This is a genomic window from Paenibacillus melissococcoides (genome assembly GCA_944800085.1).
GTDB lineage: Bacteria > Bacillota > Bacilli > Paenibacillales > Paenibacillaceae > Paenibacillus_B > Paenibacillus_B melissococcoides.
In genome coordinates this window covers 438654-462103 of the sequence record CALYLO010000004.1, presented here as the reverse complement: position 1 = coordinate 462103, position 23450 = coordinate 438654, and the positions used below count along the sequence as shown (strand labels likewise).

The following is a 23450-nucleotide window of genomic DNA, read 5'->3' as shown; positions in this document are numbered from 1 at the left end:
TCTCTGCCTGTCTTCCACTCTAGTGTATTAGTTCATAACCAAAAATAGGTTATGAAAAGGTTAAAATTATGCTATCTAACGCGGAAGGAACGCCTGAATCTTTGTTCCCCGCCCCGGCTCGCTCTCTATTTTCAGATACCCGCCGTGCAGCTTCACGATCTCGTGGCAGATCGACAAGCCCAGCCCGCTGCCGGCCCCGCTGTTGCTGCCTTTATAAAATTTTTGCAGGACGTTCCCGATATCCGCCTCGGGAATCCCCGCCCCCGTATCCTCGACCGTAAGAACAATATATTCCTTCAGCGTATCCGCACGCATCGTAATGGTCCCCCCCGGCGGAGTGAACTTTATCGCATTGTCCAACAAATTGAGAAGCACCTGCTTCAAGCGATTGGCGTCCGCATCGATGACGGGCAGGTCATCTCCCGCCTTGATTTCCAGCACCAGGCCCAGTCTGGCCGCCCTTGGCGCAAGCTGTATCCCGACATGCTGCAGCAGCTCCGGAATAGGTACCGGGGCTCGGGACAACGTAATTTTTCCATTCGCCAGCTTGGAGAAGTCAAGCAGTTCATCCACCAGCTCGGTCAAGCGGTCGCTTTCCGATTCAATCACGTCCAGCCCCTCCTCCAGCAAAGCCTTGCTGTCGCCGCCCGCAGCCTTCAACGTCACCGTCCACCCCTTAATGGACGTTAACGGCGTTCGAATCTCATGGGATACCGAGGAGATAAATTCATTTTTGAGCTGATCGCTTCGCTGCAACCGGGACGCCATCGTATTTAACGTGTCTGCCAAGGCCCCCAATTCATCCTTGTACCGTTTCTCCGCTCTTGCCGAGAGATTGCCCTCCGCCATCTGGTCTGCGGCCAGCTTCAGCTCCTGAATCGATCCGGTGATCGTGCGCGACAGGAACAGACTGACCACGGCCACAATGGCGACGACCAGCAGGCCGGCCGCAATGCATAAGGCAGCAATCCAGCGGATGGTGGCAATCGTGCCCGTCAAGGACGCTACATATCTGACCACCCCAACCGTCTTGCCGTCCGTCACCAATGGATAGGATACCGCCAGCAAGGACTCCCCAGTAGAAGCGGATGTCCCCCGCCAGATGCCCATCGCTCCATCCCGCGCCTGCCGCACATCCGGATAATCAATCTGACTTCCGAGGGCCTGGACATTGACATTATCCTGAAGCAGGCGTCCCGAGGCGTCGATGATTTGCACCTGTGCCGCGCTATTCTGGGAAAATCCCCGCAGCAGCCGCTCCGATTGCCGAGCCACATCCTGCCCCGAGAAATATTGCTGAAAAAAAGCGGCCGAAATTTCCGCTTGATTGACCAGAATGCGCCTGACGCTGTAATGGTAATAGTAATCCACCGACGCGATCAGGAACACTTCCAATATCGATACCGTAATCAGGATGACCGCCAAATAGCTGCCTACTAATCTTTGTCGGATGCCCACAATGTCATTCGTCCTTTCTCCAGCGGTACCCGGTTCCCCATACCGTCTCAATCCGCTGCGGCTTCGAACAATCGTCTTCGAGCTTCTCTCTCAGCTTCCGAACATGCACATCTACCGTCTTCGGATCGCCGACGAAGTCCTCTCCCCAGACCAGGTTCAACAGATCATCCCGGGATAGAGCTTTGTCGGGATGCTCCATAAACACCTTGACCATCTGATATTCCTTCGGCGTCAACCCGATCACATCATCCTGCTTGTACAGCCGGTTCGCATCCAGGTCGAGCCGGAACGGGCCGGATTCCACAATCTTCCGCGCAGGCGCGGCCGCTTGCCGGGTCCGGCGCAGTACCGTCCGAATTCGGGCGACAAGCTCCAGCGGATTGAACGGCTTGACGATATAATCATCGGCCCCGAGCTCAAGGCCTTTGATCTTGTCCAGATCTTGCCCGCGCGCCGTGAGAAAGATGATGACAATGTCGGGATCCGCCTCTCTCATCCGCTCGCATAAGGCAAAGCCATCGATATCGGGGAGCATAATGTCCAGCACGACCGCTTCCGGATGGGTTGCCGCAAAACGATGCAGCGCCGCCTCTCCTTGCGCCGCCTCCGCGACCTGGAAGCCGTTCCGTTCCAGGTTAATCTTGACAAACCGTCTAATATTATCATCGTCTTCAACGACGAGTACTTGATTGCTGCAGGAAGTATTCATGGCTGCCTCCTTCACTCCCGTTCATGATTGTACAAGGGAGATTCATTTACTTCAGGCGGCCGGAGCGGCATAGCACCGGCTGCCGCAGCGCTGGCATGCAGACAGCGGGTCCGTTCCAGCTTTGCGTTTATCTTCTATTATAACGGGTGACGGCACGGTTCCGCGATCCCCCCTTTTTCAGCCGCTGCAGCAGACCATGCCCAGACAGGATGAACGGCAAAAAGCCCGAGAAGCCATCCGCGTTCAAGACGCAAACCGCTTCTCGGACCTTTATCTTTGCAGACGGTCTTCCTATCTTCTTAGCACGACCGGCTTCGCGGGCGAATGGCCGATCGGTTGAGGCCCCGGGGAACTTGCGGGGCGGTTGTGCTGCGCAGCGTCAAGCTGGCCCATCTGCTCCGGATAGCCGTATTCGCCGTGCTCGCTCAGATCGAGACCGATCACTTCCTCATCCTCTCGCACTCTCAGGCCCAAGATTTGCTTGATGCCATACAACAGAACATAGGAAGCGAGGAAGGCAAACGCGCCGGCTGCCGCGATTCCGTAGGCCTGCACCCCCAACTGGTGGAAGCTGCCCGTATCGAGAAGCCCTCCGGTTCCGACTCCTACCTTGGCCGCCAGCTCCGTCGTCGCGAAAATTCCGTTCGAGAGCGTGCCCCAGATTCCGGCCATTCCATGGACGGACAACGCGTAAATCGGGTCGTCAATGCGCAGTTTATCGAACAGCTTCGCACTGTAGAAAACCAGCACACCGGCGACTAGACCGATAAGCACCGCCGCCCATGGCTCGACAAACGCGCAAGACGCGGTGATTGCCACCAGCCCGGCCAGCGTGCCGTTCAATAGCGTCGGAATATCCGCTTTGCCATTGACGATCCAACTGATCGCGAGCGCCGCTATCGCGCCGGCTCCGGCGCCCAACTGCGTGTTCATCGCCACATATCCGAAAAATCCGTCATCTACGGCCAACGTGCTGCCCGCATTGAAACCGAACCATCCTATCCACAGAATAAGCACGCCAAGCGTGGTGTAAACCTGATTATGCCCCTTCATCTCCTCGGCAGCTCCTTTGCCGCCGAAGCGCCCAAGCCGCGGCTTGAGCAGCAGCGTCGCCGCCAATGCCGCCATCGCGCCTGTCAAGTGAACGACGGTCGATCCGGCAAAGTCCTGCTTCCCATGCTCCGCCAGCCAGCCGCCGCCCCAGATCCAGTGCGCCACGACCGGATAAATGACAGCCGTGAACAGGATGGTGAACAGCACATAGACGGACAGCTTCGCCCGCTCCGCGAAGCCTCCCCACGCAATCGACAGGGCCACGGCCGCGAAGGCGAACTGGAAGGTGAAGAAGACGAACGGGGGGAGGCCGTCAGCGCTCTGCGGGTTGAAGAAAAAATCCCCCCAGCCGACGAATCCGTTCCCGCTGCCGCCAAAGATGAGGCCATAGCCGACGGCCCAATACACCAGCGAGCACAAGCCGACCGTGAACACGGTCTTGCCCGCGATATGGCCCGCATTCTTCATACGGGTCGATCCCGACTCCAGCAGAATGAAGCCCGCCTGCATGAAGAGGACCAGCACGGCCGACAGCATGACCCAGAGGGCATTCATCCCCGTGTTCAACGTCTCGACCGACGGACCATCCGCTGCCCGCGCCGGAACCGGCAGGCTTACCCCCCAGCCGATGCCGAGGAGCGCAACCATCGCCCAGCGGCTCCACCCGCTTGACCTACGTGCCGCTCGAATTGATAGATTGCTCTGCATAATCTCCACTCCCTTATTGTGTCAGATAATATAACACAAATTTGATTTATTATTGGTGATTATAGGGGTGGGATCGCCTTGTTTCAATAGGTTTTCAAGATAATGTATATTTTTCAACAATTAATGTAAATGAATCTGACATAAAACTCGCACAACCGTTTCATGCCGCATGCTGGCCACGGATACATCGTGCCTCATTCCATGGTGCCTTCCCGCACTCTCCTCCACCAGGCAATCGATTCCTCGATTCCGGCCTCTAACGTATATGCGGGCTTCCATTGCACATCCCTCTGCAATCGCTCGATGTCGGCGCCAATGAATAGCGGCTCATCCTCGGGATAAGGGATTGCCCCGAATCGAATCCGGCGGCCCCCTCCGAAGCGCCGCGCAACTGCCAGAGCCAACTCCTTTACTTGAATCGGCTTGCCCGAACCGATATTGACGGTTCCCTGCACATCGCTGAAAAGCATAGCGACCAGAGCTGCGGCAACATCCTTGACATACAGAAAATCCCGATACTGCCGGCCGTGGGTGCATAAAGCCTCTTTGCCCTCGAGCAAAGCCCGGATAATCGCAGACACGAGCCTGTTCCCGGCCTCGCGCGGACCGTACAGGTGGAAGATCCGCGCCCAGCCGCTGCTTACCCCCAACTCTTCTTCATTCCCCTCTCCGATAGAGTCGAATTTCAATATAAAAGCGGGAGCCGGATAGTCCACGCACGGGAACTCACTGTATGGATGGAGAGAATAATGTCTTCCCGTCCAATAGTTGCCATGAGGAAACTTGTGAATGAACCTCCCCATAATCGGCGAAATATACCCGTGATGGCGCTGCCGAACTAACGGAACGGCCGGATGGGGAGCGGCATACCCGTACTTCGGATCATCTACCATATAGATCGATCGGATAAAATACATATTACTTCCCAGTGCCTCCAAAGCTGTGTAAAATTCTTGCTTATCCCGGAAGCATAGAAATTCCGGTCGTGTTCAACACGGTCTTCCACCCTGTGCATTCCATCTCTGCCTCCATCACTTCACGATCAACTAAGACAGCGTCGAACTCATGCACTGTAGAATCTCGAACTTCCCAATGAGGGGCAAACTGTCGGCAGATGTCGACGGAGCGGTCGGTCGATCCGCGATTCAGGAGAATTCCATGATCGAACAACGGAACATGGTGCTGCAGCCACCACGGAAGTAAATACTCTTCGTTATAAAAATGGGAAATGATGGTACTGCGCAACATTGTTTATCTTCCCTCCTTTGTCCTACTATATGAACTCCAGGCGCATTGGCTTGTTCATTTACTCTTGGTCCATCGCCTTTTTTCACGCCTTCTTGCTCCCTTCATAATGGACAAGGGCTGCCCTTGTCATCGTTGATGACAGGGGCAGCCCTTACATGCTGGAAGCAGCCGTTGCAGTGGGAGAAGAAGTCCCGTAAAGCCGCAAGGCATTGAGCGGTATTCTATTCTTTGAACAATTGGGACAGCGGATTTTCGGTAAACTTCTCTTTATAGACCGTGCCGTCCTCTTTGAATACTTGATACTGGTGGAAGTTTTGCGTCGGGAATAACGTGCTGAAGCTGGCCGTTGGCAAAAACGCCTCTGCCGCCTTGTCATTCATATGATCATCCGTCCAGAAGTAATGCACCACGAGCCGGTTCTTGTTGTATGGATGAACCGCGCCGTAAGCGCCATAGAGACCGGGCTTGCCCATGACTTCCTTCCACGGGAAGCCGGATTGCGCCGACTTCTCCACAAGCTGCGGCTTCATCGCTTGCACGAAGGCGTTCTTCGATGAATTTCCGATCGCGATAACATTGCTCTTGGCCAGCGTCGTCTCCATAGTTTTCTTGACCGCCTGCCGCTCCGTCAACACGGTAGCCTTCATGCCCCACATGTCCAGCATATTGAGAAGGCTGTCCTTCACGATGGCCTGCTGGGCCTCGGCTTCCGGACTCACGCCATCGCTCAGCACGATAACCAGCGGCTCGCCATGCAGCGTCTTGGACATGATACGGAGCATCGATGGTTGCGGAAGATCCGGATGTTGTCCCAGGATGCCGTCATACATTTGAGTCATCGTCGTCCGGGTGTAGTTCGCCTTCTCCGCTTCGGTCAACCGGAATTCCGGCTTCAGCTCATATTTCGGCTTGTTCAGATTGTCATCCATCCGCTGGCGAATCTCGGTCCCGAACTGATCCTCTATGGTCTGCAGGAGCCCTTCGACCGTCGCGTTCCGATAAGCGTAACGATCATAATACGCCTTCATGAACGCATCGAACTTGGCTTGTCCCACCGTACGGTACAGCTCATAGATGGCCAGGCGCCCTTTTTTGTAAAATACGGCATCGGGAGAGTCGCCCACATTGTCATTCGTGGAGTTAATCTTTTCTTCCAGCGGAAATTCATCCATCCGCACGCCGTCGAACCCGCTCATCTTGTTGCCCTGCTCTTCATAGAAATAGGCCATGGCGAAGTCGGCAAAGCCTTCATCAAGGAACGATTCATGCTCCGAATCATTGCCGATGATCGAATGGAACCACTGATGCGCAATCTCATGCACGAAGGCCGTCTTATTTTCCGGATCGTCCTGCGCGCTGACCAGCCCCATCTGGATGAGTCTGGAGAATTCGACAGCCACGCCCTCGACATGGGATTCGACGATCCGGAATTCCGGATAATCGTAAGGACCGAACTTCTCGCTGAAGAAGGTGATCGCCTTGAACGCCTGATCGATATATTGATTAATGATGTCCGTCTTCTTCGGATCATTGTCGTCATTATAATAATAATATTCCACGGTCAAGCCGTTCACCGTTTTGCTGGCCTTATGGTACTTCGGGCTGGCAAAGAATACCAACTCCCGGGTATTGTCGGCCTGGGCCGTAACCGTTTTGCGTCCGGGCTCTGCCGCCGCTTCGGACAGTTGGCCCGGCATCGCCACCTGAAGCTTTTCCGGAACATTCAGGCTGACGCGATAATCGGCCATCTCGTAATAATCGGATTCGAACGTTTTGCTGTAAGGCTTTTTCGCCCAAGAATGCGTCTTTCCGTCATAGACCGACATGACCGGGAACCAATGCGCGCCGTTTACAATATCTTTGTAATAAGACAGCCGCTGCATGCCGAACGGAATTTTGGTCTTGTATTCCAGTTCAAGCGTGACGGATTCCCCTTCCTTCAACGCCTTCGCCAACGGAACCGTCAGCGCTTGATTCTCATTCTTGAAATCGAGCGTCCGTCCCGTGCTGGCATCCTTTACGCTAATAATATCGATGCCGCCGAGAAAGTCCTCCGGCTTCTTATCGGGATTATCCTTGGCGATCTGCTCATTGTTCCGTTCGAACATGGCGGGTTGGGTCTCCTTCGAGCGATTCGCATCGGCGAACAGGCGGAAGACGACATCTTGAAGCGGGTCGGATGATGTATTGCGGTAGGTTACTGTCTGCTTTCCTGTAATCGTCATTTTTTCTGTGTCCAGCTTCGCTTGAATATCATATTGCACCTGTGCAGCAGTCTCCCGCTTCGCCTGTTCCGCCGCGGCGTTCTGAGTCAAGCCCGGCTTGCCGCTCTCCTGGGCATAGGCGGTACCGGTCCCGGCCAGAGGGGCCGCCTGCATCGTGAAGGCCATAGCTGCCGCCATGGTCATGTGCAGCAGTTGGCGTCCTGTCAGTTTCATCAATCTCCCACTCCTTATCGTTGCTGATGTCTTACTTGTCACCCCTATTGTAACGGAGACAAGTAGCGGCATACCAGCGATTTTCCTTATCGGAAGCTTACAAACTTGTCAGCCCGGCGTCCGGTTCGATTCCTCGCGCTGCCCGCTTCACTCCTGCACAAAAAAGACGCCTGTCAGCGACAGACGTCTTGTATGGCGGTATGGATTGCCAAGCGGCAATTCGCCCGCTCACCGGATTCGGCTTCCGTCTCGGCCTTTGGCGGCACGCATGCACGCTCGCTAGGTTATTATTCCTTCGGCTCTGCGATATAGCGCGTCCGAATTTCTTCCTGCATCAGGCCGATTAGCTCCGCGAGCGGCTTCATGCCGAGATCGCCTTCTCCGCGCTTCCGGACGGAGACGGCGCCTTCGTTCTTCTCATTCTCGCCGACGACGAGCATGTAAGGCATTTTCTCCAGCTGCGCTTCGCGGATTTTGTACCCGAGCTTCTCGTTCCGCACATCGGCTTCCGCGCGAATGCCCGCATCGAGCAGCTTCTCGGTCACTTCCTTGGCATACGCCTCATACGCCGGCGATACCGGAAGCACCTTCGCCTGCACCGGCGACAGCCAGAGCGGCAGCGCGCCGGCGAAGTTCTCCAGCAGGAACGCCGTCATGCGCTCCATCGTACTAATGATGCCGCGGTGAATGACGACCGGACGATGCTTCTGCCCGTCATCACCGACATATTCAAGCTGGAAGCGCTCCGGCAGCAGGAAGTCGAGCTGCGCGGTGCTCAGCGTCTCTTCCCTGCCCAACGCCGTCTTGATCTGCACATCGACCTTCGGACCATAGAAGGCCGCTTCCCCTTCGGCTTCGAAGAACGGAAGGCCCAGCTCTTCGACGACTTCGCGCAGCATACGCTGGGACATTTCCCACATCGCATCGTCCTGGAAATACTTCTCGGTATCCTGCGGATCCCGGTAGGAGAGGCGGAAGCGGTACTCCTTGATGCCGAAATCTTCGTAGACTTTGCGCAGCAGCGCTATGACCCGCGCGAACTCTTCCTTGATCTGGTCCGGACGGCAGAAAATATGAGCGTCGTTCAACGTCATCGCGCGCACGCGGTGCAGCCCCGTCAACGCGCCGGACATCTCGTAGCGGTGCATCGTGCCGAGCTCGGCAATCCGGATCGGCAAGTCGCGGTAGCTTCGCATCTCACTCTTGTACACCATCATATGATGCGGGCAGTTCATCGGTCGAAGCACAAGTTCCTCATTGTCCATCTCCATTTTCGGGAACATATCTTCTTGGTAGTGCTCCCAGTGACCCGACGTCTTGTACAGCTCGACGTTGGCCAGCACCGGCGTATAGACGTGACTGTAGCCGAGGCGCTCCTCCAAGTCCACGATATAGCGCTCCATCGTGCGGCGCAGCGTGGCCCCGTTCGGCAGCCAGAGCGGCAGCCCCTGTCCGACTTCGCGGGAGAAGGTGAACATTTTCAATTCCTTGCCGAGCTTGCGGTGATCCCGTTTTTTTCGCTTCTTCCAGGTAATGCAAGTATTCGTCGAGCTGCGCCTTCTTCGGGAAGGCGGTGCCGTAAATCCGCTGCAGCATCTTGTTATCCGAATCACCGCGCCAATAAGCGCCTGCCAGGCTGAGCAGCTTGAACACCTTGATTTTGCCGGTTGACGGAACATGCGGGCCGCGGCACAGATCGAAGAATTCGCCCTGATCATAGATCGTGATCACGGAATCCTCCGGCAGATCGCGAATCAGATCCAGCTTCAGCTCGTCGCCAATCTCCTCATAGATCGCCAACGCCTCTTCCCGCGAGACGACGCGGCGCGTAATCGGCAGATTTTCCCCGATAATCCGTTCCATTTCTTTCTCAATCTTCGGCAGATCTTCCGGCGTCAACGAAATATCGAGATCGATATCATAATAGAATCCGTCCTCGATAACCGGACCGATGCCCAGCTTCACATTCGCATCCTTGTACAGCCGTTTAATCGCCTGGGCCATCAGATGGGCGGTGCTGTGACGCATCACTTCCAGCCCTTCCTCCGAATCCGCCGTCACGATCGCCACCTCGGCGTCATGCTCAACCGGCGTCGCCAGATCGACCAGTTTGCCGTCCAACTTGCCGGCCAGCGCGTTCTTCTTCAAGCCGCTGCTGATCGAACCGGCAACCTCCTCCAATGTTGTGCCCTGCGCGTACTCCCGTACGGCGCCGTCGGGCAGAGTTACTTTGACCATAGACATGATGCTGGACCTCCTCATTTCAGCTATTGCGCTGCGATATCCGTATGCGTCATTTGTGCGTTCCCCCGCGAGCCCCCGAATAACAAAAAACACCCGTCCCTGGCAAGGGACGAGTGTTGACTGACGCAGTTAACCCGTGGTTCCACCCTCATTCAACCGGAAGCGCACGTACCCTCGCAACACCGCTGAGCGCAGTTGCTTGGTATCGTTCTCTTTCCGGTTCTTGAGCATTCGGTAACGGGAATGACTCGTTGAGCGATACTGTCCGGCCGAGCCGCATTTCGGCTTCCGGGGTTCCCGCCCAATGCTCCGAAGGGGTCAATATGCGCGGCCACCGAAGGGACTTGCAGCCAAGGTCCCTCTCTCTGGGCGGTTCCAACTCGCCATTGTTGTCTTCGTCACAGCATGTTGCATCGCGACTGATATCGCATTGTTGGATTATGCCATATTATATGGCATTTTCGGCAGGAGGTCAAGCAGGGGCCCAGCCCGTCAATAATCAGGCGCCGTCTCCTGCTTCTGCCAGAGCATCGATTGGCAGGCGTTGCAGCGGATGCAGACATGGACCCGCGATTCAAAAATTTGCTGAATCGTCTTGATGACCTGGGAATCCGGCTCCCGCGTATGAATGATGATATTTTGCGGAGAGACATTGATGAGCGTGCTCACAATCATGTCCTCCATTTCCATATCGCAATCGACCATTTCCACGATCATGCCGTCCATGACATGCTTCGGCTCCAATGGCTGCAATTCCTCATTCAGCAAAGTAAAATCATGGCCTCCGCTGTGCATCAGATGCGCGAGCGGCACCTTCGTTTCCTGAATATAGACAAAATATTTCAACAGCGCGATAAATTCCTGGTATTGCCGTTCGAGCACAAATTCATCCACGGCATAATCGACGACCTCCTGGAGCTCGGCCATATAAGGCTGCAGACGGAAGCGGATGAATCCGTCCAGATGAAGGGAGGTATGCTCCTCCAAATAGCTGCGGATGGCCCGCATCACCTTCTTTTTGCGGCGCCGCCGCGCCTCCTGCCCCCCGGTATCGTCACCGCCGCTCAATAGCAGCAGACAGTAATTTTCGATTTTGAGGCATTCCTCCGGCTCATAGCTCGTATATTTTTGAATCAAGGCGCGCAGAATCTGCTCTTCTTTGGCGGTCAGAATGAATTCGGCCAAGGCGCGGGCACTTCGATTCCGTACTTCGGCGCCATGACGCGCCAGTTGAAAATCCGGCAGCACTCCGCTGCATGCAATGGAGCTTAGCTGTTCACCGAACGTGACATCCAATTGGACAATCGTCTGTTCTTTATGTAAATCACCCAGCTCCTGCTGCAGCAATTTGCTTAAAGACAAAACCTCTTCCCGTGACGCATTCGGAAGCGTTAACGTGAACAGTTCCATATGCCCACTCCTTTCTGTTCCTTCTTCAGTATATGGGGCTGCAGAAACAGATATACGAAGCGGGTTCTGGAAATGAAGCCAAAGCCGGACAAGCTGCGGGATGGCAATTTAGACAAGCTGAGGGCCGGCATGTCAGACAGGCTGGCGGAAGGAGGTCAGACAAGGTGAGGCCATGGCTGTGAGGTGCAAAGCTCTACTGTGCCGCGGCCCGTCAGAAAAGCTCGCTTGGCATGGCGAAATGAGGTATTGCGTTGCATGGCCATACGTATGAGGATTTATGTGGTGAAATGTGTATGCAGTAACGGTGATTCCTGCGTGAGTCGCGCGTAATTCGTTCGGTGTTCGGTGTTTCGTAGGATATGCGTGGAGGGTTGCGTGGAGGGTTGCGTGCAGGGAACGTGCAGTGCAGTGAAAGGTGTTGCGGTGAAGAGGGATCCGGTGAATGCGGCGGCCTTGGCTCAAAATTGCTGCAAATATACAGTTTTCGGCTTGGTGGGGCTTCCCGAAATAGAAATTCCTGCATAAAGACAGGAATTCATACCAATTTCCGCTTATTTAGAGGTGAAACCGGCGAAATCCTGCACTTTTCAGGCTGTTGGAAAACCCCTGTTTTTTACGAAGTAATATCAATGTAATATCATTTTGCTGGGAAAAAGTGGTGTTTGGTGAGAGAGAATGGAGGGGGGATGGGGTCTTTGCTTTACCCCACCCTTCTGGCGAGATGTGTGGCTATCTTTTTTATGTTCTGTGCAGTGGCTGTCATCAGCACTTGCTCCTGCACCTTGTCTCTTCCCCGAAATCGGCAATAGCGAAGTCCATGGAGCACTTTGGCATCCGCGAAACTTCGCTCAATGGTTTGGGCGCGTAGGGCATAAACGGCTTTTCCGCTCTCACTCTGGAAGTTTTGAACTACTTTCTCTTTGTGTTCTTCCCAGATATGCCGTTGTATGGTGCGTTGTTTATTTTTGTTCTCGTTACACTTGCTCAATAATGGACAGGCAGCGCATTGTTTGGGATCGGATTTATAATCTCTGAATCCTTTTCGTGTTGTGGTGCGGTACGTGAGTTTTTGCTGGTTTGGACAGATAAAAACATTCTTTTCTGCATCATAATGAAATTTCTCTTTGGGAAATACACCGTGTTCACGGGTCGAACGCTCTGGAATAACTGCCGTGATGTTTAATTTGTTCGTACGGTAAAAAACATAGGCCGTCATGTAACCAGAGTCGAGTGCAACGGCCTCCAGCGACTTTTCCCAGCCAAACTTCTCTATTTGATGTAGTAGACGATCCACATAAACAACCGAATCATTCACATTTCCAGGCGTAACGTAGCAGTCCGTAATCACGTTGTATTTATGATCTACGGTGCGGTGATCTAAATAATGAAACCCTTCCGGTTTTCCATCCCGATTCAGGTTTCCGCTATCCGGATCTGTTAAGCTAACTTTTTGTTCCTTGGTTTCGGCCTCCTCTTTGGGAGGCAGTGGCTTTTTTCCAAAAGCGACCCGATCCTCATTCACGGCTTGCTCCAGCTCTTGGAGATATTCATAAGGCGTACAAGTGACTTCTCGTTTCTCGTACCGTCCGTTATTGGCATTTGCCTTGATATGCGTGGAGTCGGTAAAGAGCAGCCGCCCTCCCACCATGTTGTGCTGAATCGCCTGCTGAACGATATTATCGAAGATATCTTGGAAGACGGTAGTATCCTTAAACCGATTTTTCCGGTTCCAGCTAAAGATCGAATGGTCAGGCGCTTTGCCGGAAAGCCCGAGCCGTAAGAACCACCGAAAAGCCAGGGAATCGTTGACGACTCGCTCCAGTTCTCGCTCTGAGCGAATGTTATACAAGTAGCCGATCAGCAGCATTTTAAAGAACACAATGGGATCCACAGATGGTCGGCCGTTCGACTCGCTGTAGTAAGGACGCACAAGGTCCAAAATAAAGGTAAAATCAATATGTTTATCGATATGACGAAGCAAGTGATCAGGGGCAACCATATGCTCAAGACAAACCAGTTCATAGTCCAGTTGTGGGTTGGGATCATTCGTGTAAAGCATACAAACACCGCGCTTTCCATGGATTATGATAAGAACATTATACCAAATTAACGCGGTGAATGGGTAATTAACATAGACTTTCTCAACACTCTGACTTTTGCATTAATTCCCCAAATTCTACCTGTGAGAAAAAGAAAATACTGCAGTTTTGCAGAATTCTCCACACTCAAGCCCAGTCACTCTCCCGTACATAACCGGAATATTTTCCCTACGCATATCGCGCGTACTCTCCCCGTCATACCGCGAGTCTTGCGAAGCATTAGCTAGTATATTTTACCGTGTTTAATGAGGAAGCATTTCGTGCACAGTTATGGGTATGTCCGTATAATAGAAGAAGGAGCGGCCTTTTGCCAGGCTGCTTTTTTGTGCGATCAATGATAACCACACCCTAGAAGGAGGACGCGATGAATATTCTAGTTGTCGACGACGAGCAGAGCATCTTGAACCTCATCCGTCTCAATCTCGAGATCGAAGGCTACGCGGTGCACACGGCCGCGAGCGGCCAAGCGGCGCACGAACAATGGCAGGCGCAACAGATAGATTTGATTATTCTTGATGTTATGCTTCCCGATATAGATGGGTATCAATTGCTGCGCGAGTTCCGCAACAGCAATTCAGACGTTCCCGTCATCATGCTTACCGCCAAAGGACAAATCAACGACAAGCTGCTGGGACTGCAATTAGGGGCGGATGATTACCTCGTCAAGCCGTTCCACAGTACGGAGCTGCTGCTCCGAATCAAGGTGATCGAAAGACGGATGAAAAAACAAGATCAGACGAACTCCGGATCCAGCATCATGCATTGCGGACCTTTTCAAGTCGATCCGGAAAAGCGCGCGCTAGTTGTGAACGGACAGGAAATTACGCTAACGTATCGAGAGTATGATCTGCTTCTGCTGTTATTATCCAATAAGCAGCGCATCTTCACTCGCGATGATCTCCTTATGAAGGTGTGGAAGCTTGATTATCCGGAAAATACGAGAGCTGTCGATATTATGATACAGCGCCTCCGCAAAAAACTAGGAAAAGAAGGAGAGCGAATCAAAACCATTTACGGCGTCGGATACAAAATAGATTGTTGAGTTGCACGGCCATTTTGAACAAGGTGGACAACCCATGACTTTACAGAAACGCTTTCACTTGGCACTTCTTGCCCTATTCATTCCTGTCATGCTTTTTCTCTATATCGTGCTTGATATTTCTTTGCAGAATAATGTTTATCACTCCGCGGTCAATTCGCTGCAAAAGCTAAGCGTAGAAGCTCAAATCTACACGATCAATTATGTGGAACGCGAACAAAAAGGAAGACCAGACGTCACGCTTCAAAAAGGGGCGCCGCTCATTGCCTCATATCTGTCCAAGCGCATGGGCATTCGTGTTCAGCTCATTAACGCGCATCATCTCTTCCTGGCCGATACCGAGAGAGGAGCGCTGTCTTATGTGAATCAGGATATGGAACAAGCGATGCTTGGCAATAAGTCCTATATGTTCCAAAAGGCCTCTCCTTTTCCATTGCTGCTGTTCTCTAGCCCAATCTACGTCGACAATCAAGTCATCGGATTAATTCGATTCCTCCAGCCCTTGGAGGATGAATCGCAGCTTCTCAAGCGAATGAAGGTCACCTTCGGGGTGGCTTGCTTGCTTATTCTCGCTGCCGCCGTGTTGATTGCGAATCGCTTCGCCAAGTCGCTGAGCAAACCGATCGAGCAGCTTCGAGATATGGCGAAGAAGCTTGCCAACGGCCATTATGGCAGCCGTATCGAATTGAGCGGTTATGAGGAAATAAGTCAGTTGGCGCATTCCTTGCATGCAATGGCCGATGCAATCGAGCTGCATATCAAGCAGCTAAGCCGGGAGAAGGACAAGCAGCGCGATTTCCTGGATCGAGTCACTCATGAGCTGAAGACGCCTCTGACCGCGATTATGGGATATTCGAACCTTATTCCACGTCTGAAGGATCCGAAGGATGTTCAAGAAAGCCTGCGCCATATTTCCGTGGAAAGCGAGCGCATGCTTACACTTGTCGAGGAACTGCTCAGCCAGTCCAAGTATGGAGACAGCCCGTTCTCGGTATCTCCTACCATATGCGATATCGCGGCGATTGCGAGCGAAGGCGTCTATATAATGCAGCCACGACTCGACAAATATCGGATTCGGCTGCACAACGAGCTAGTACCTACGATGGTTGTCGCGGATCCGGATAAGACGAAGCAGATTTTCCTGAACCTGCTCGATAACGCAATCAAATACAGCGATGCATCCGAGCTAGTGATTCAACAGACATCAAGCGATGATGCCGAGCGAATTACGATCCGAGACGATGGAATCGGCATAAGTCATTCCCTCATTGCACGGTTCGAAAGCTCTTCATCGGACGAGAGCCTGACATCGGACGCAGGCAATGGCTTCGGATTGCTCATATGCAAGCAACTGATGGCCCTGCAAGGAGGAGAAATGTCCATACAATCCGAGGATGGGATCGGAACGACGATCACGCTCCAATTCCGCTCGCCGGCAGCATTGGATACACATCCTCTGCCAATATGCTCGAAATAATACATTTATGAAACAATTACGAGGAGATTATGAAATGATGATTGTTTATGCTGAGCAAGGAGAGTAATGCAGAATGAACAAGCTTATATGGAGTGCCTTTCTTTTTACGGGAATCATTCTATTGCTGTCTTTTGCCGGCTTCTTCCTGAATGAGCAGGTCTATCAGAAGGTCGGCATTATTGACGATAAGCATGAAGTATTGCGAAAAGTAAGCGATTCCCTTCCTGTTCAAGCAGTAATTTCTCATCAGAAATGGGGATCTGTGCATGTCAATGACGAGGTAAGTCTGCACGCGTTCGTATCCTATATGGATCGGATCAAGCAGGAGTATGAACCGAAGCTGTCTACTGAAACCGACAGTGAGCAGGCCATTCTCTCGGGACGTATCCAATATTTGAACGGAAGCGAGCAGACCTTTGAGCTTGGCAGCACCTTTACCCTAGGCAAATGGTCTTACGGCCCTGGACACGAGACTCCTCTGCTGTCTGCCCTGCAGACTCAGTTGCAAAGTCTTTATTATACGCCCGAGCATTTCGCACAATTCATACGAACTGCAAAGGGGCTCACTTTCCGCTCTGATGGCGTACAAGGAAATTTGCTTGATCATGAAAAGGGTTACTTGGTGTCCAGCATTCAACAAGCATTGGAAATCAAAGATCTGGTCGAAATTAAGCAATTGTTGCTCCGCAAGCAGAAGCCGCTCGGCTCTATTACTGCATACAAGGAGGACAAGGAGCTGAAATATGACCGCGCCAATATCCTGCATATTGTCGTGTATTCCGACTATGTCGTCATGCAGTATATGGGCGATGACAACGGAAATTCGATCTATTTGCAGGCGGGCTTGGAGAAGCTGCTTCATCGAAAGAACGCAAAGGCGGATATAAGATGACACGATTACTCTACCTTTTACTATTCGTCTGTCTAGTTGCGCAGACAGGCTGTTCCAATGATCATCATGCCATTACTGTGAATGAGCAAGGTATGCCCGACATGAAGGGGCGCCATCTGGTTGTATACGTGGCCGCTCGAGAAGAAGTCGGCAGTGCGCTGCTGTCCTCCTTCTGTCAACAAACAGGATGTACGTACGAGTACATCCGGCTGTCGACAGAGGAGATATTGCGCCGCGTGTCTCAAGAATCAACGAAGCCGCAAGCGGATCTCGTCATTGGCGGAACGATCGATGCGCACATGACGATGAAGGAAGAGGATCTATCCTCCCCGATTCACAGCGCAAATATGGATCTTATCCCGTTCCCGTTCAAGGATGAGGACGGGTATTGGGCCGGTTACGAGGTTGAGCAGTTATCCATTGCGGTTCATCGCGAACGTTGGAATCAAGAATTTGCGCCGCTCGGGTTGAAGATCCCTACAACGTGGGAAGACCTGCTTGATCCTGCATATCGCGGCAAACTTGTCATGCCAGATCCGAATTACTCCGGAACCGCGTACACGTTTATCGCCTCGTTATACGATGCATGGGGCGACCAGAGAACTTCCGATTATTTGAGACAGTTGAACCGCAATATCGGTCTGCTTACTGTAAACGGCTTCATGCCCGCACAATACGTCAGCTCGGGCGAGTATGCAATCGGTATCAACTTTCTGGGAGATCAGCGCAAGCTGCGCGAGGCCGGGTTCGATATCGTGAGCAGCGTTCCGAAAAATACGAGCCTATTCGTTAATGGCATATCGAAAATCCGGAACGCGCCCAATGAGGCCGCTGCAGACTGGTTCATCAACTACAGCTTGTCACAAGAGGCGGCCGCTGTCTTGGAACGAGTGTCTTACGGCACCCCGACCGTTCACGAGAACAAGCAGGATGCAGCGAATTCCGCTGTCTTACCTGTACACAGTTCCATGCGTAGGCATGAACAAATCATTGACCTTTGGAACAGAATGCGTGCGGACAAAAAAGGTCAAGGAGAATGAAGAATGTTAGGTTGGTTGAAAAAAGCTCCCGCCATACCTCGATTGCCGGAGCACATGATCGCGAAGATGTACCGAATTTTCCGTATGCGTACATTAATCGGTATTTTTATAGGTTACGCAGGCTACTACTTAGTACGCAGCAACTTTACGTTGTCCACACCATATTTGAAGAGTGAGTTCGGATTCACCCCTTCTCAAATCGGTATGTTGAGCGCGGCACTTGCCGTTACCTACGGAATAAGCAAATTCTTCATGGGAAATTTGGCGGACAAAGCCCATACGCAGCGATTTATCGCTGTTGGTTTGTTCTTGTCTGCCGTCGTTAACCTTATCTTAGGATCTACTTCCTCGTTCGGGCTCATCTTCATAATGCTTGTCGTGAACGGGGTGTTTCAAGGCATGGGCGCTCCTCCTTGCAGTATCGTACTGGCGAACTGGTTCTCGAAGAAAGAGCGCGGTACGTATATGGGAATCTGGAATACGTCCCATAATATCGGCGGAGGCATTATCGCGCCAATCGTCGGTGTTGCATTAGGGATTCTAGGCTCGGCTTACTGGCAAACCGGAATTTTCGTCGTTCCCTCGATTATGGCCATGATGATCGCCGTTTTCGTATGGTTCTGGGGCAAGGATACTCCGCAATCGGTTGGTCTGCCGCCAATCGATGAATATCGCAACGATTATGACGATGTGGAACGCAATCCAGACGGCGACAAGCTGTCGATGAAAGAAATCTTGATCAAATATGTACTTAAAAACAAATTCATCTGGTACCTGTGCTTGGCTAACGTATTCGTGTACTTCATTCGCTTCGGCGTCTTGAACTGGGTACCATTATACTTGACGGAAGAAAAAGGCTTCACGCAATCGCAGTATCACGTTGCATTTGCTGTATTCGAATGGGCAGCCATTCTGAGCTCGCTCGTCGTCGGTGTGCTTAGCGACAAGTTGTTCAAAGGCAACCGGATGCCACTCTGTATTATCAGCATGGTCGGCGTCGTGTTGGCTACGCTCGTGTATTGGCAGTCTACGAACGTCCTCGTAATTACTATCGCCGTATCCATTATCGGCTGTCTCATCTATGTGCCGCAGTTCCTGATTGGCCTGAGCGCAATCGACTTCGTACCGAAGTTCGCTGTAGGTACCACTGTTGGCATGACTGGTTTGTTTGCTTACTTGTTCGGCAACTTGACTGCAAGCGCACTCGTTGGATTTATCGTCGAATCCTCCGGTTGGAACGGTTGCTTCCTATTGCTTCTCGCGAGTGGGCTACTGGCAGCACTCTTCCTGACGCTGATTCAGGTCGGCCGCAAGAAGAAGCTGGCTAACGCTGCGAACCAAGCGTAAGTCGTAGCAGGATATAAAAACCCTCTGATGTCACGCTACCAGGGCTGGGCATCAGAGGGTTTGCTTTTTATCGTGCGAGATGGAGCTTCAGGGGCAAGAGCAAAAACATTAGCCATACCCGTTCATTTAGTTATGGGTTCGGAGAACATGTGCTAACGCCCCATTCGTAATATAATACATATCGTACTGCTATCACTTTTGTCATGCCCCGGCTATATCCCAGATCTTAATTAGGCATTTACCTTTGAAAGGAGTACACTTTCTTTTCTTTGCTGGGAGGATCAACGATGTCCTGGATGCTTTCACGTTGGTATGCGGTGGACGACCTTACGAGGACCCAAAAAGGGCTGTCTCCCGTAGAGACAACCCTTTACTCGGAAAAATTCGATTGTCAGTCAAGTAAGCTTCCCATTGTAAACACCAACCCTAAAAATAGCAAAAAGAGCATATCCCCATCAAGCTAACGCAAAGAATATAGAGGCGGGAAAAGGACGAGCTGCGGAAGATGGTTGAGGCACCGAATCCTGCATCTGAGCAAGATTTTATGCTATTTCAGCCACTATCTGATGCAATTCCCGTAAAAGTACCACTAGCGTTGCATCAATCTTTTTACGAAAATTTCTACCCCATAAGTCTCTATATTTGTAACTTATTGAACTATATTCGTGGACAAAAATAAAGAAATCTCCTATTGTTGAGTTACCCAAAGCGTTATCCATAAAAACGCCTCAACAAAGGAGATTTCTATGGATAACGTACCGAATCAAAACGTCATTTGTCAATGCCTAAAATGGTTACATGTTCATTCTACTCGACACGAGTCATTGGATTACCGGGCCCAAAAGTTGTTTGTCGGCGCTTCGACACTCTTATTTGTAGAGGCACAGCTTCAGCAACGAGACTCATACAAAGTCATGTCAGAGCATGTAGCCGCTAATCCTGAATTTCAAGAACTGCTTGGACTCAAGAGCATAAGCGCTTCCCAACTATCGCGGAAGCTGAAACGGCTGCCTATGGAGTATCTTCAGACGCTCTTTTTCTCGCTCATTGATCGAATCAAGCAACTTACAAAAGGGAAACGCGGCATTACGCCTGGTATTGGGAAACTCAAGCTAATCGATTCATCGGGAATTACACTACCTCCCATTCTCGCGAAATGGTCCTATTGTTCCAAAAGTAGCCATGGCGTGAAGATGCACACCTCCTTGGTCGTTGCGGACTCCAAAACGATGTATCCAGACAAGATCGTCGCTTCAACCAAAGATGTAGCCGATCATGAAGTCGTGTTGGAATTTACAGTGGATAAAGATGCGACCTACGTGATGGACCGAGGATACCAGGTGTACGACCATTTTCAGAAATGGGTAGAGGATAAGATTAAATTTGTTTGCCGCGTCAAGCAAAAGAGCCGGTTAACGATCATCAGAAAAAGAGACCTCCCCAAAAGGCAGAATGGGTTTATCCTTGATGCTGATGTGACGATGCCGGAGCTGCCAGCGGTTCTGCGTTTGATTGAGTTTAACGATGACCAAGGGCGTACCTATCGAATTGTAACGAATCGATTTGACTTATCCGCACATCAAATTGCCGAGATTTATCGAAATCGCTGGCATATTGAGTTGTTTTTTAAATGGGTCAAGCAGCATATTCGATTGGTAAAACCCCACGGTTATACGGCCGAAGCGATTTGGAACCAAATGTATATTGCTTTAATCGCGTATGCTCTCTGTTTGCTGATTAAATTAACACTGGACTGTAAAAAGTCGACATGGGACCTCCTCCAGTTGATTCGCATCTATGCGGAAAAACCATGGGAAAATTTGATCGCTGCACTCAACCGCAAGCCGACTCGAACATCTAGAGGTCGACCAAAGCGAAATGGGAGACGTCCGAAAAAGGCAACAAAGTCGATGAAACCGAGACTGATTGTGACGTAATGACAAACGAAAACGATTTTTACATATAATGGATAACGCGTAGGGTCTGTTTCCAGCTCGACTTTTTTAGACTTAGCGCGGACATCGCAAATGTAAATATATATCATATATTGATGTTAATTGAAATTAGATTATGAACTAACCGCTCGATGCAACGCTAGTGTAAAAGTACATCCTTTTCGCCGATTTTTGCTTCCAACCCATAGGCACGGAAGAAAATCCTGCCGTCTTTTACGGGATCCAAGAGACCGCGTCGGATCCTGGGGGCATCATCGCCTTCTGGAGGCATCGTTGCCTTCTGAGGCTTGAACGTTTGGAGGGAATTGCTGCTATTTTACAGGAATTTCGGCTCAATGAGTCCTCATTCCGAGGAATTGCTACATATTTACATCATTTTAGGCCCTTTCGCTCCAAGTCGACACTAGCGTTGCATAGAACCTGACATGAAGAAGACTTTAAACTCCAGATACGGAACTAATAATCATTATTTATATATATTTACAGTTTCTTTTTTCCTAGCAAAGCCAAAAGTCGATCTCCTACTAAACCATAGGAACATGTTACCATCAAATGTTAATATGCCATTATTACCTATTTAATCACCACTTTAACGGTCTTACATTGCTTTGGGTGTTTTCGTGGTCGACCACCCTTTCGTTTCTTCCGCCTGCCCTTCGAGTGCTTGGTTGGTTTGCGGTGCAGTGCCATCAAAAATTGATCCCACGTTTTATTCATATAGACCCGAAGCAGCTTTAGAAATGACCATAGCGTTTGAGTGGTGTCAGCCTCCTTCCGGACCAACATGACTAAACCATATGCGATGAAGGCTAAAAAAATCTGGTTCCATACTGCCTCTGGATGGAAACTGTACAAATGGACTAAGCTCATATGTTGCTTCATCCATTTAAAGAATAATTCAATCATCCAGCGGCGCCGATAAATCTCGCAGATTTGGGCTGCGGACTTATCCCAGACATTCGTAAGCACACGGTACTGGCGGTTCTTCTCATCGGTATACTCCACTAACCGGAGCTGGGCTTCTATCACATGGCCTTCTTCATCCTTGTAGCTCACGATCACGTCAGCATCACGCACCACAGGCGTCGTTTCATCGATCTCGTGCTCGCAGATGATCGCCGTCTTGTTGCTTTTCTTAATGCGTGCCACGAAGCGTAGATTATCATCCAGCCACTGCTTATAGTGACCATATGTGATGTACCCGCGATCCAAAACATGAATGGCATCTTTATCGATCACCAGATCCAAAGCCACTTCGCTGTCAGCAACGCCTCGTGTGGAACAAACAATGTTTTCGGGATAGACGGTATCCGGGTCGCAAACAGCAAGTTTGGTGTGGATCTTTACCCCGTTGCTGTGTTTGGAGCAGTAGGCCCATTTTCCAGCGACATCAGGGAGTGTAAGTACCGTTGAATCGACAATGCTCAGTTTCCCGATGCCGGGGATACCCTGCTTCGGATAAAGTTGTTGCAAACGTTGTGTCACTTGAATCCATAGCTGCTGCAACACCGGTAAAGGCAACGCTCTGAGTGTACGTACGAGTTGGGAAGCGCTAATGGATTTCAAGTGGATCGCCTGCTGCAGCTGTTCGTTCGCACGCAACGCGTTGCAGATATCTTCGAGGTCCGTGCGTTTATTCAATTGAGCATCAATGAGTAGTTTGATCGCTCTCACGAGTGTAAACTTTCGTCGATAATTGAAGATTGGGAATTCGTCGTCCGAGAGCTGAATCAAATTTAGGCATTTACAAATGACGGTCTGATCTGGTATATTACCCATGGTCTTTTCTCCTTTTGGTGAGGGAATGGGTAACATGCCTATCCTTCAACATTAGGAGATTTTTTTATGAGTTACCAGATATAATCGATCAATAAATTGAAGAAAAAGTAATTAATGAGAAATATATTTTTCATGTCAGGTTTGGTGCAAGGCTAGTGCCAAGTCGAAGCGAAACGGGTGAAATTCCTGCAGTTTTGCAGGATTAACTTTCTGGTGAAGTCGTCCATATCGAATTGCTGTATTTGTGCAGCATTTCTGCTACCGGATAGACGTGTCTGGACAAATCGTGTAGTTTTGCGGATTTCGCCTACCGGGATAGACGTGTCTAGGGAAATTGTGCAGTTTTCAGGCCGTTGGAAACCCCTTTTTTTACGAAGGCGTGGAGATTGTCCATTTTCCTAATCAAAACTTAGCACACAGAGCGTTTTAAAAATTTTTTCTACTGAGAGACGAGTCCAAATGAAGTCCCAAAAGAGTTATAAATTCTATAATATTAAAAAAAAGACACCGCACAAGCGATGCCCTATAAAATAACGGAATCAAGCGCATCCTAA

The 23450-nt window shown here is 51.0% G+C and carries 14 protein-coding genes and 2 pseudogenes; 6 read left to right on the top strand and 10 right to left on the bottom strand.

The features are described from left to right. Positions 1-75: 75 nt before the first annotated feature. The 9 genes and pseudogenes from OCY70_RS16915 to OCY70_RS16875 form a co-directional block, all read right to left on the bottom strand. Positions 76-1458 (bottom strand): sensor histidine kinase, encoded by a 1383-nt coding sequence (locus tag OCY70_RS16915; RefSeq protein ID WP_213429627.1) that lies wholly within the window; start codon positions 1456-1458, stop codon positions 76-78. Between the two features lie 4 nt (positions 1459-1462). Beyond that, positions 1463-2167 carry a response regulator transcription factor gene (locus OCY70_RS16910; RefSeq protein ID WP_213429626.1) on the bottom strand — a complete coding sequence of 235 codons (705 nt, stop codon included), beginning with the start codon at positions 2165-2167 and terminating at the stop codon, positions 1463-1465. Between the two features lie 291 nt (positions 2168-2458). Continuing rightward, positions 2459-3928, bottom strand: a complete 1470-nt coding sequence (locus OCY70_RS16905; RefSeq protein WP_213429625.1) for an ammonium transporter — start codon at positions 3926-3928, stop codon at positions 2459-2461. A gap of 194 nt (positions 3929-4122) precedes the next feature. Continuing rightward, the gene (locus OCY70_RS16900; protein ID WP_249725407.1) at positions 4123-4578 is read right to left on the bottom strand and encodes an NAD-dependent epimerase/dehydratase family protein; all 456 of its coding nucleotides are present in this window, start codon (positions 4576-4578) and stop codon (positions 4123-4125) included. 30 nt (positions 4579-4608) lie between these two features. Then, positions 4609-5176: pseudogene (locus tag OCY70_RS16895) on the bottom strand (glycosyltransferase family 2 protein); the annotation flags it as partial. 221 nt (positions 5177-5397) lie between these two features. Then, the gene (locus tag OCY70_RS16890; RefSeq protein WP_249725405.1) at positions 5398-7614 is read right to left on the bottom strand and encodes a M1 family metallopeptidase; all 2217 of its coding nucleotides are present in this window, start codon (positions 7612-7614) and stop codon (positions 5398-5400) included. A 287-nt stretch (positions 7615-7901) separates the two neighbouring features. After that, positions 7902-9858, bottom strand: a pseudogene (gene thrS, locus OCY70_RS16885) (threonine--tRNA ligase). A 492-nt stretch (positions 9859-10350) separates the two neighbouring features. After that, on the bottom strand, positions 10351-11268 hold the full coding sequence (gene ytxC, locus OCY70_RS16880; RefSeq protein ID WP_213429622.1) for a putative sporulation protein YtxC: 918 nt from the start codon (positions 11266-11268) through the stop codon (positions 10351-10353). Positions 11269-11968: 700 nt separating this feature from the next. After that, positions 11969-13327 (bottom strand): IS1182 family transposase, encoded by a 1359-nt coding sequence (locus OCY70_RS16875; RefSeq protein ID WP_261944991.1) that lies wholly within the window; start codon positions 13325-13327, stop codon positions 11969-11971. A gap of 404 nt (positions 13328-13731) precedes the next feature. Here OCY70_RS16875 and OCY70_RS16870 point away from each other — a divergent pair, with 404 nt between their 5' ends. The 6 genes from OCY70_RS16870 to OCY70_RS16845 all read left to right on the top strand — a co-directional run bounded on the left by OCY70_RS16870 (position 13732) and on the right by OCY70_RS16845 (position 21099). Continuing rightward, complete coding sequence (locus OCY70_RS16870) at positions 13732-14409, top strand: response regulator transcription factor (protein WP_213431217.1); 678 nt, start codon at positions 13732-13734, stop codon at positions 14407-14409. Between the two features lie 34 nt (positions 14410-14443). Beyond that, positions 14444-15883 (top strand): sensor histidine kinase, encoded by a 1440-nt coding sequence (locus OCY70_RS16865; RefSeq protein WP_213431218.1) that lies wholly within the window; start codon positions 14444-14446, stop codon positions 15881-15883. 73 nt (positions 15884-15956) lie between these two features. Further along, the gene (locus OCY70_RS16860; protein WP_261944990.1) at positions 15957-16775 is read left to right on the top strand and encodes a DUF3919 family protein; all 819 of its coding nucleotides are present in this window, start codon (positions 15957-15959) and stop codon (positions 16773-16775) included. Further along, the gene (locus OCY70_RS16855; RefSeq protein WP_213431220.1) at positions 16772-17815 is read left to right on the top strand and encodes an ABC transporter substrate-binding protein; all 1044 of its coding nucleotides are present in this window, start codon (positions 16772-16774) and stop codon (positions 17813-17815) included. Before OCY70_RS16860 ends, OCY70_RS16855 begins: the two co-directional genes overlap by 4 nt. 3 nt (positions 17816-17818) lie before the next feature. Next, a complete protein-coding gene (gene pgtP / locus OCY70_RS16850) occupies positions 17819-19162 on the top strand; it encodes an MFS transporter (protein ID WP_213431221.1) in 1344 nt (447 codons plus the stop codon). Positions 19163-19908: 746 nt separating this feature from the next. Continuing rightward, a complete protein-coding gene (locus tag OCY70_RS16845; protein ID WP_261944587.1) occupies positions 19909-21099 on the top strand; it encodes an IS4 family transposase in 1191 nt (396 codons plus the stop codon). Between the two features lie 591 nt (positions 21100-21690). Here OCY70_RS16845 and OCY70_RS16840 read toward each other — a convergent pair. Then, the gene (locus OCY70_RS16840) at positions 21691-22896 is read right to left on the bottom strand and encodes an IS4 family transposase (protein WP_261944490.1); all 1206 of its coding nucleotides are present in this window, start codon (positions 22894-22896) and stop codon (positions 21691-21693) included. Between the last annotated feature and the right edge of the window lie 554 nt (positions 22897-23450).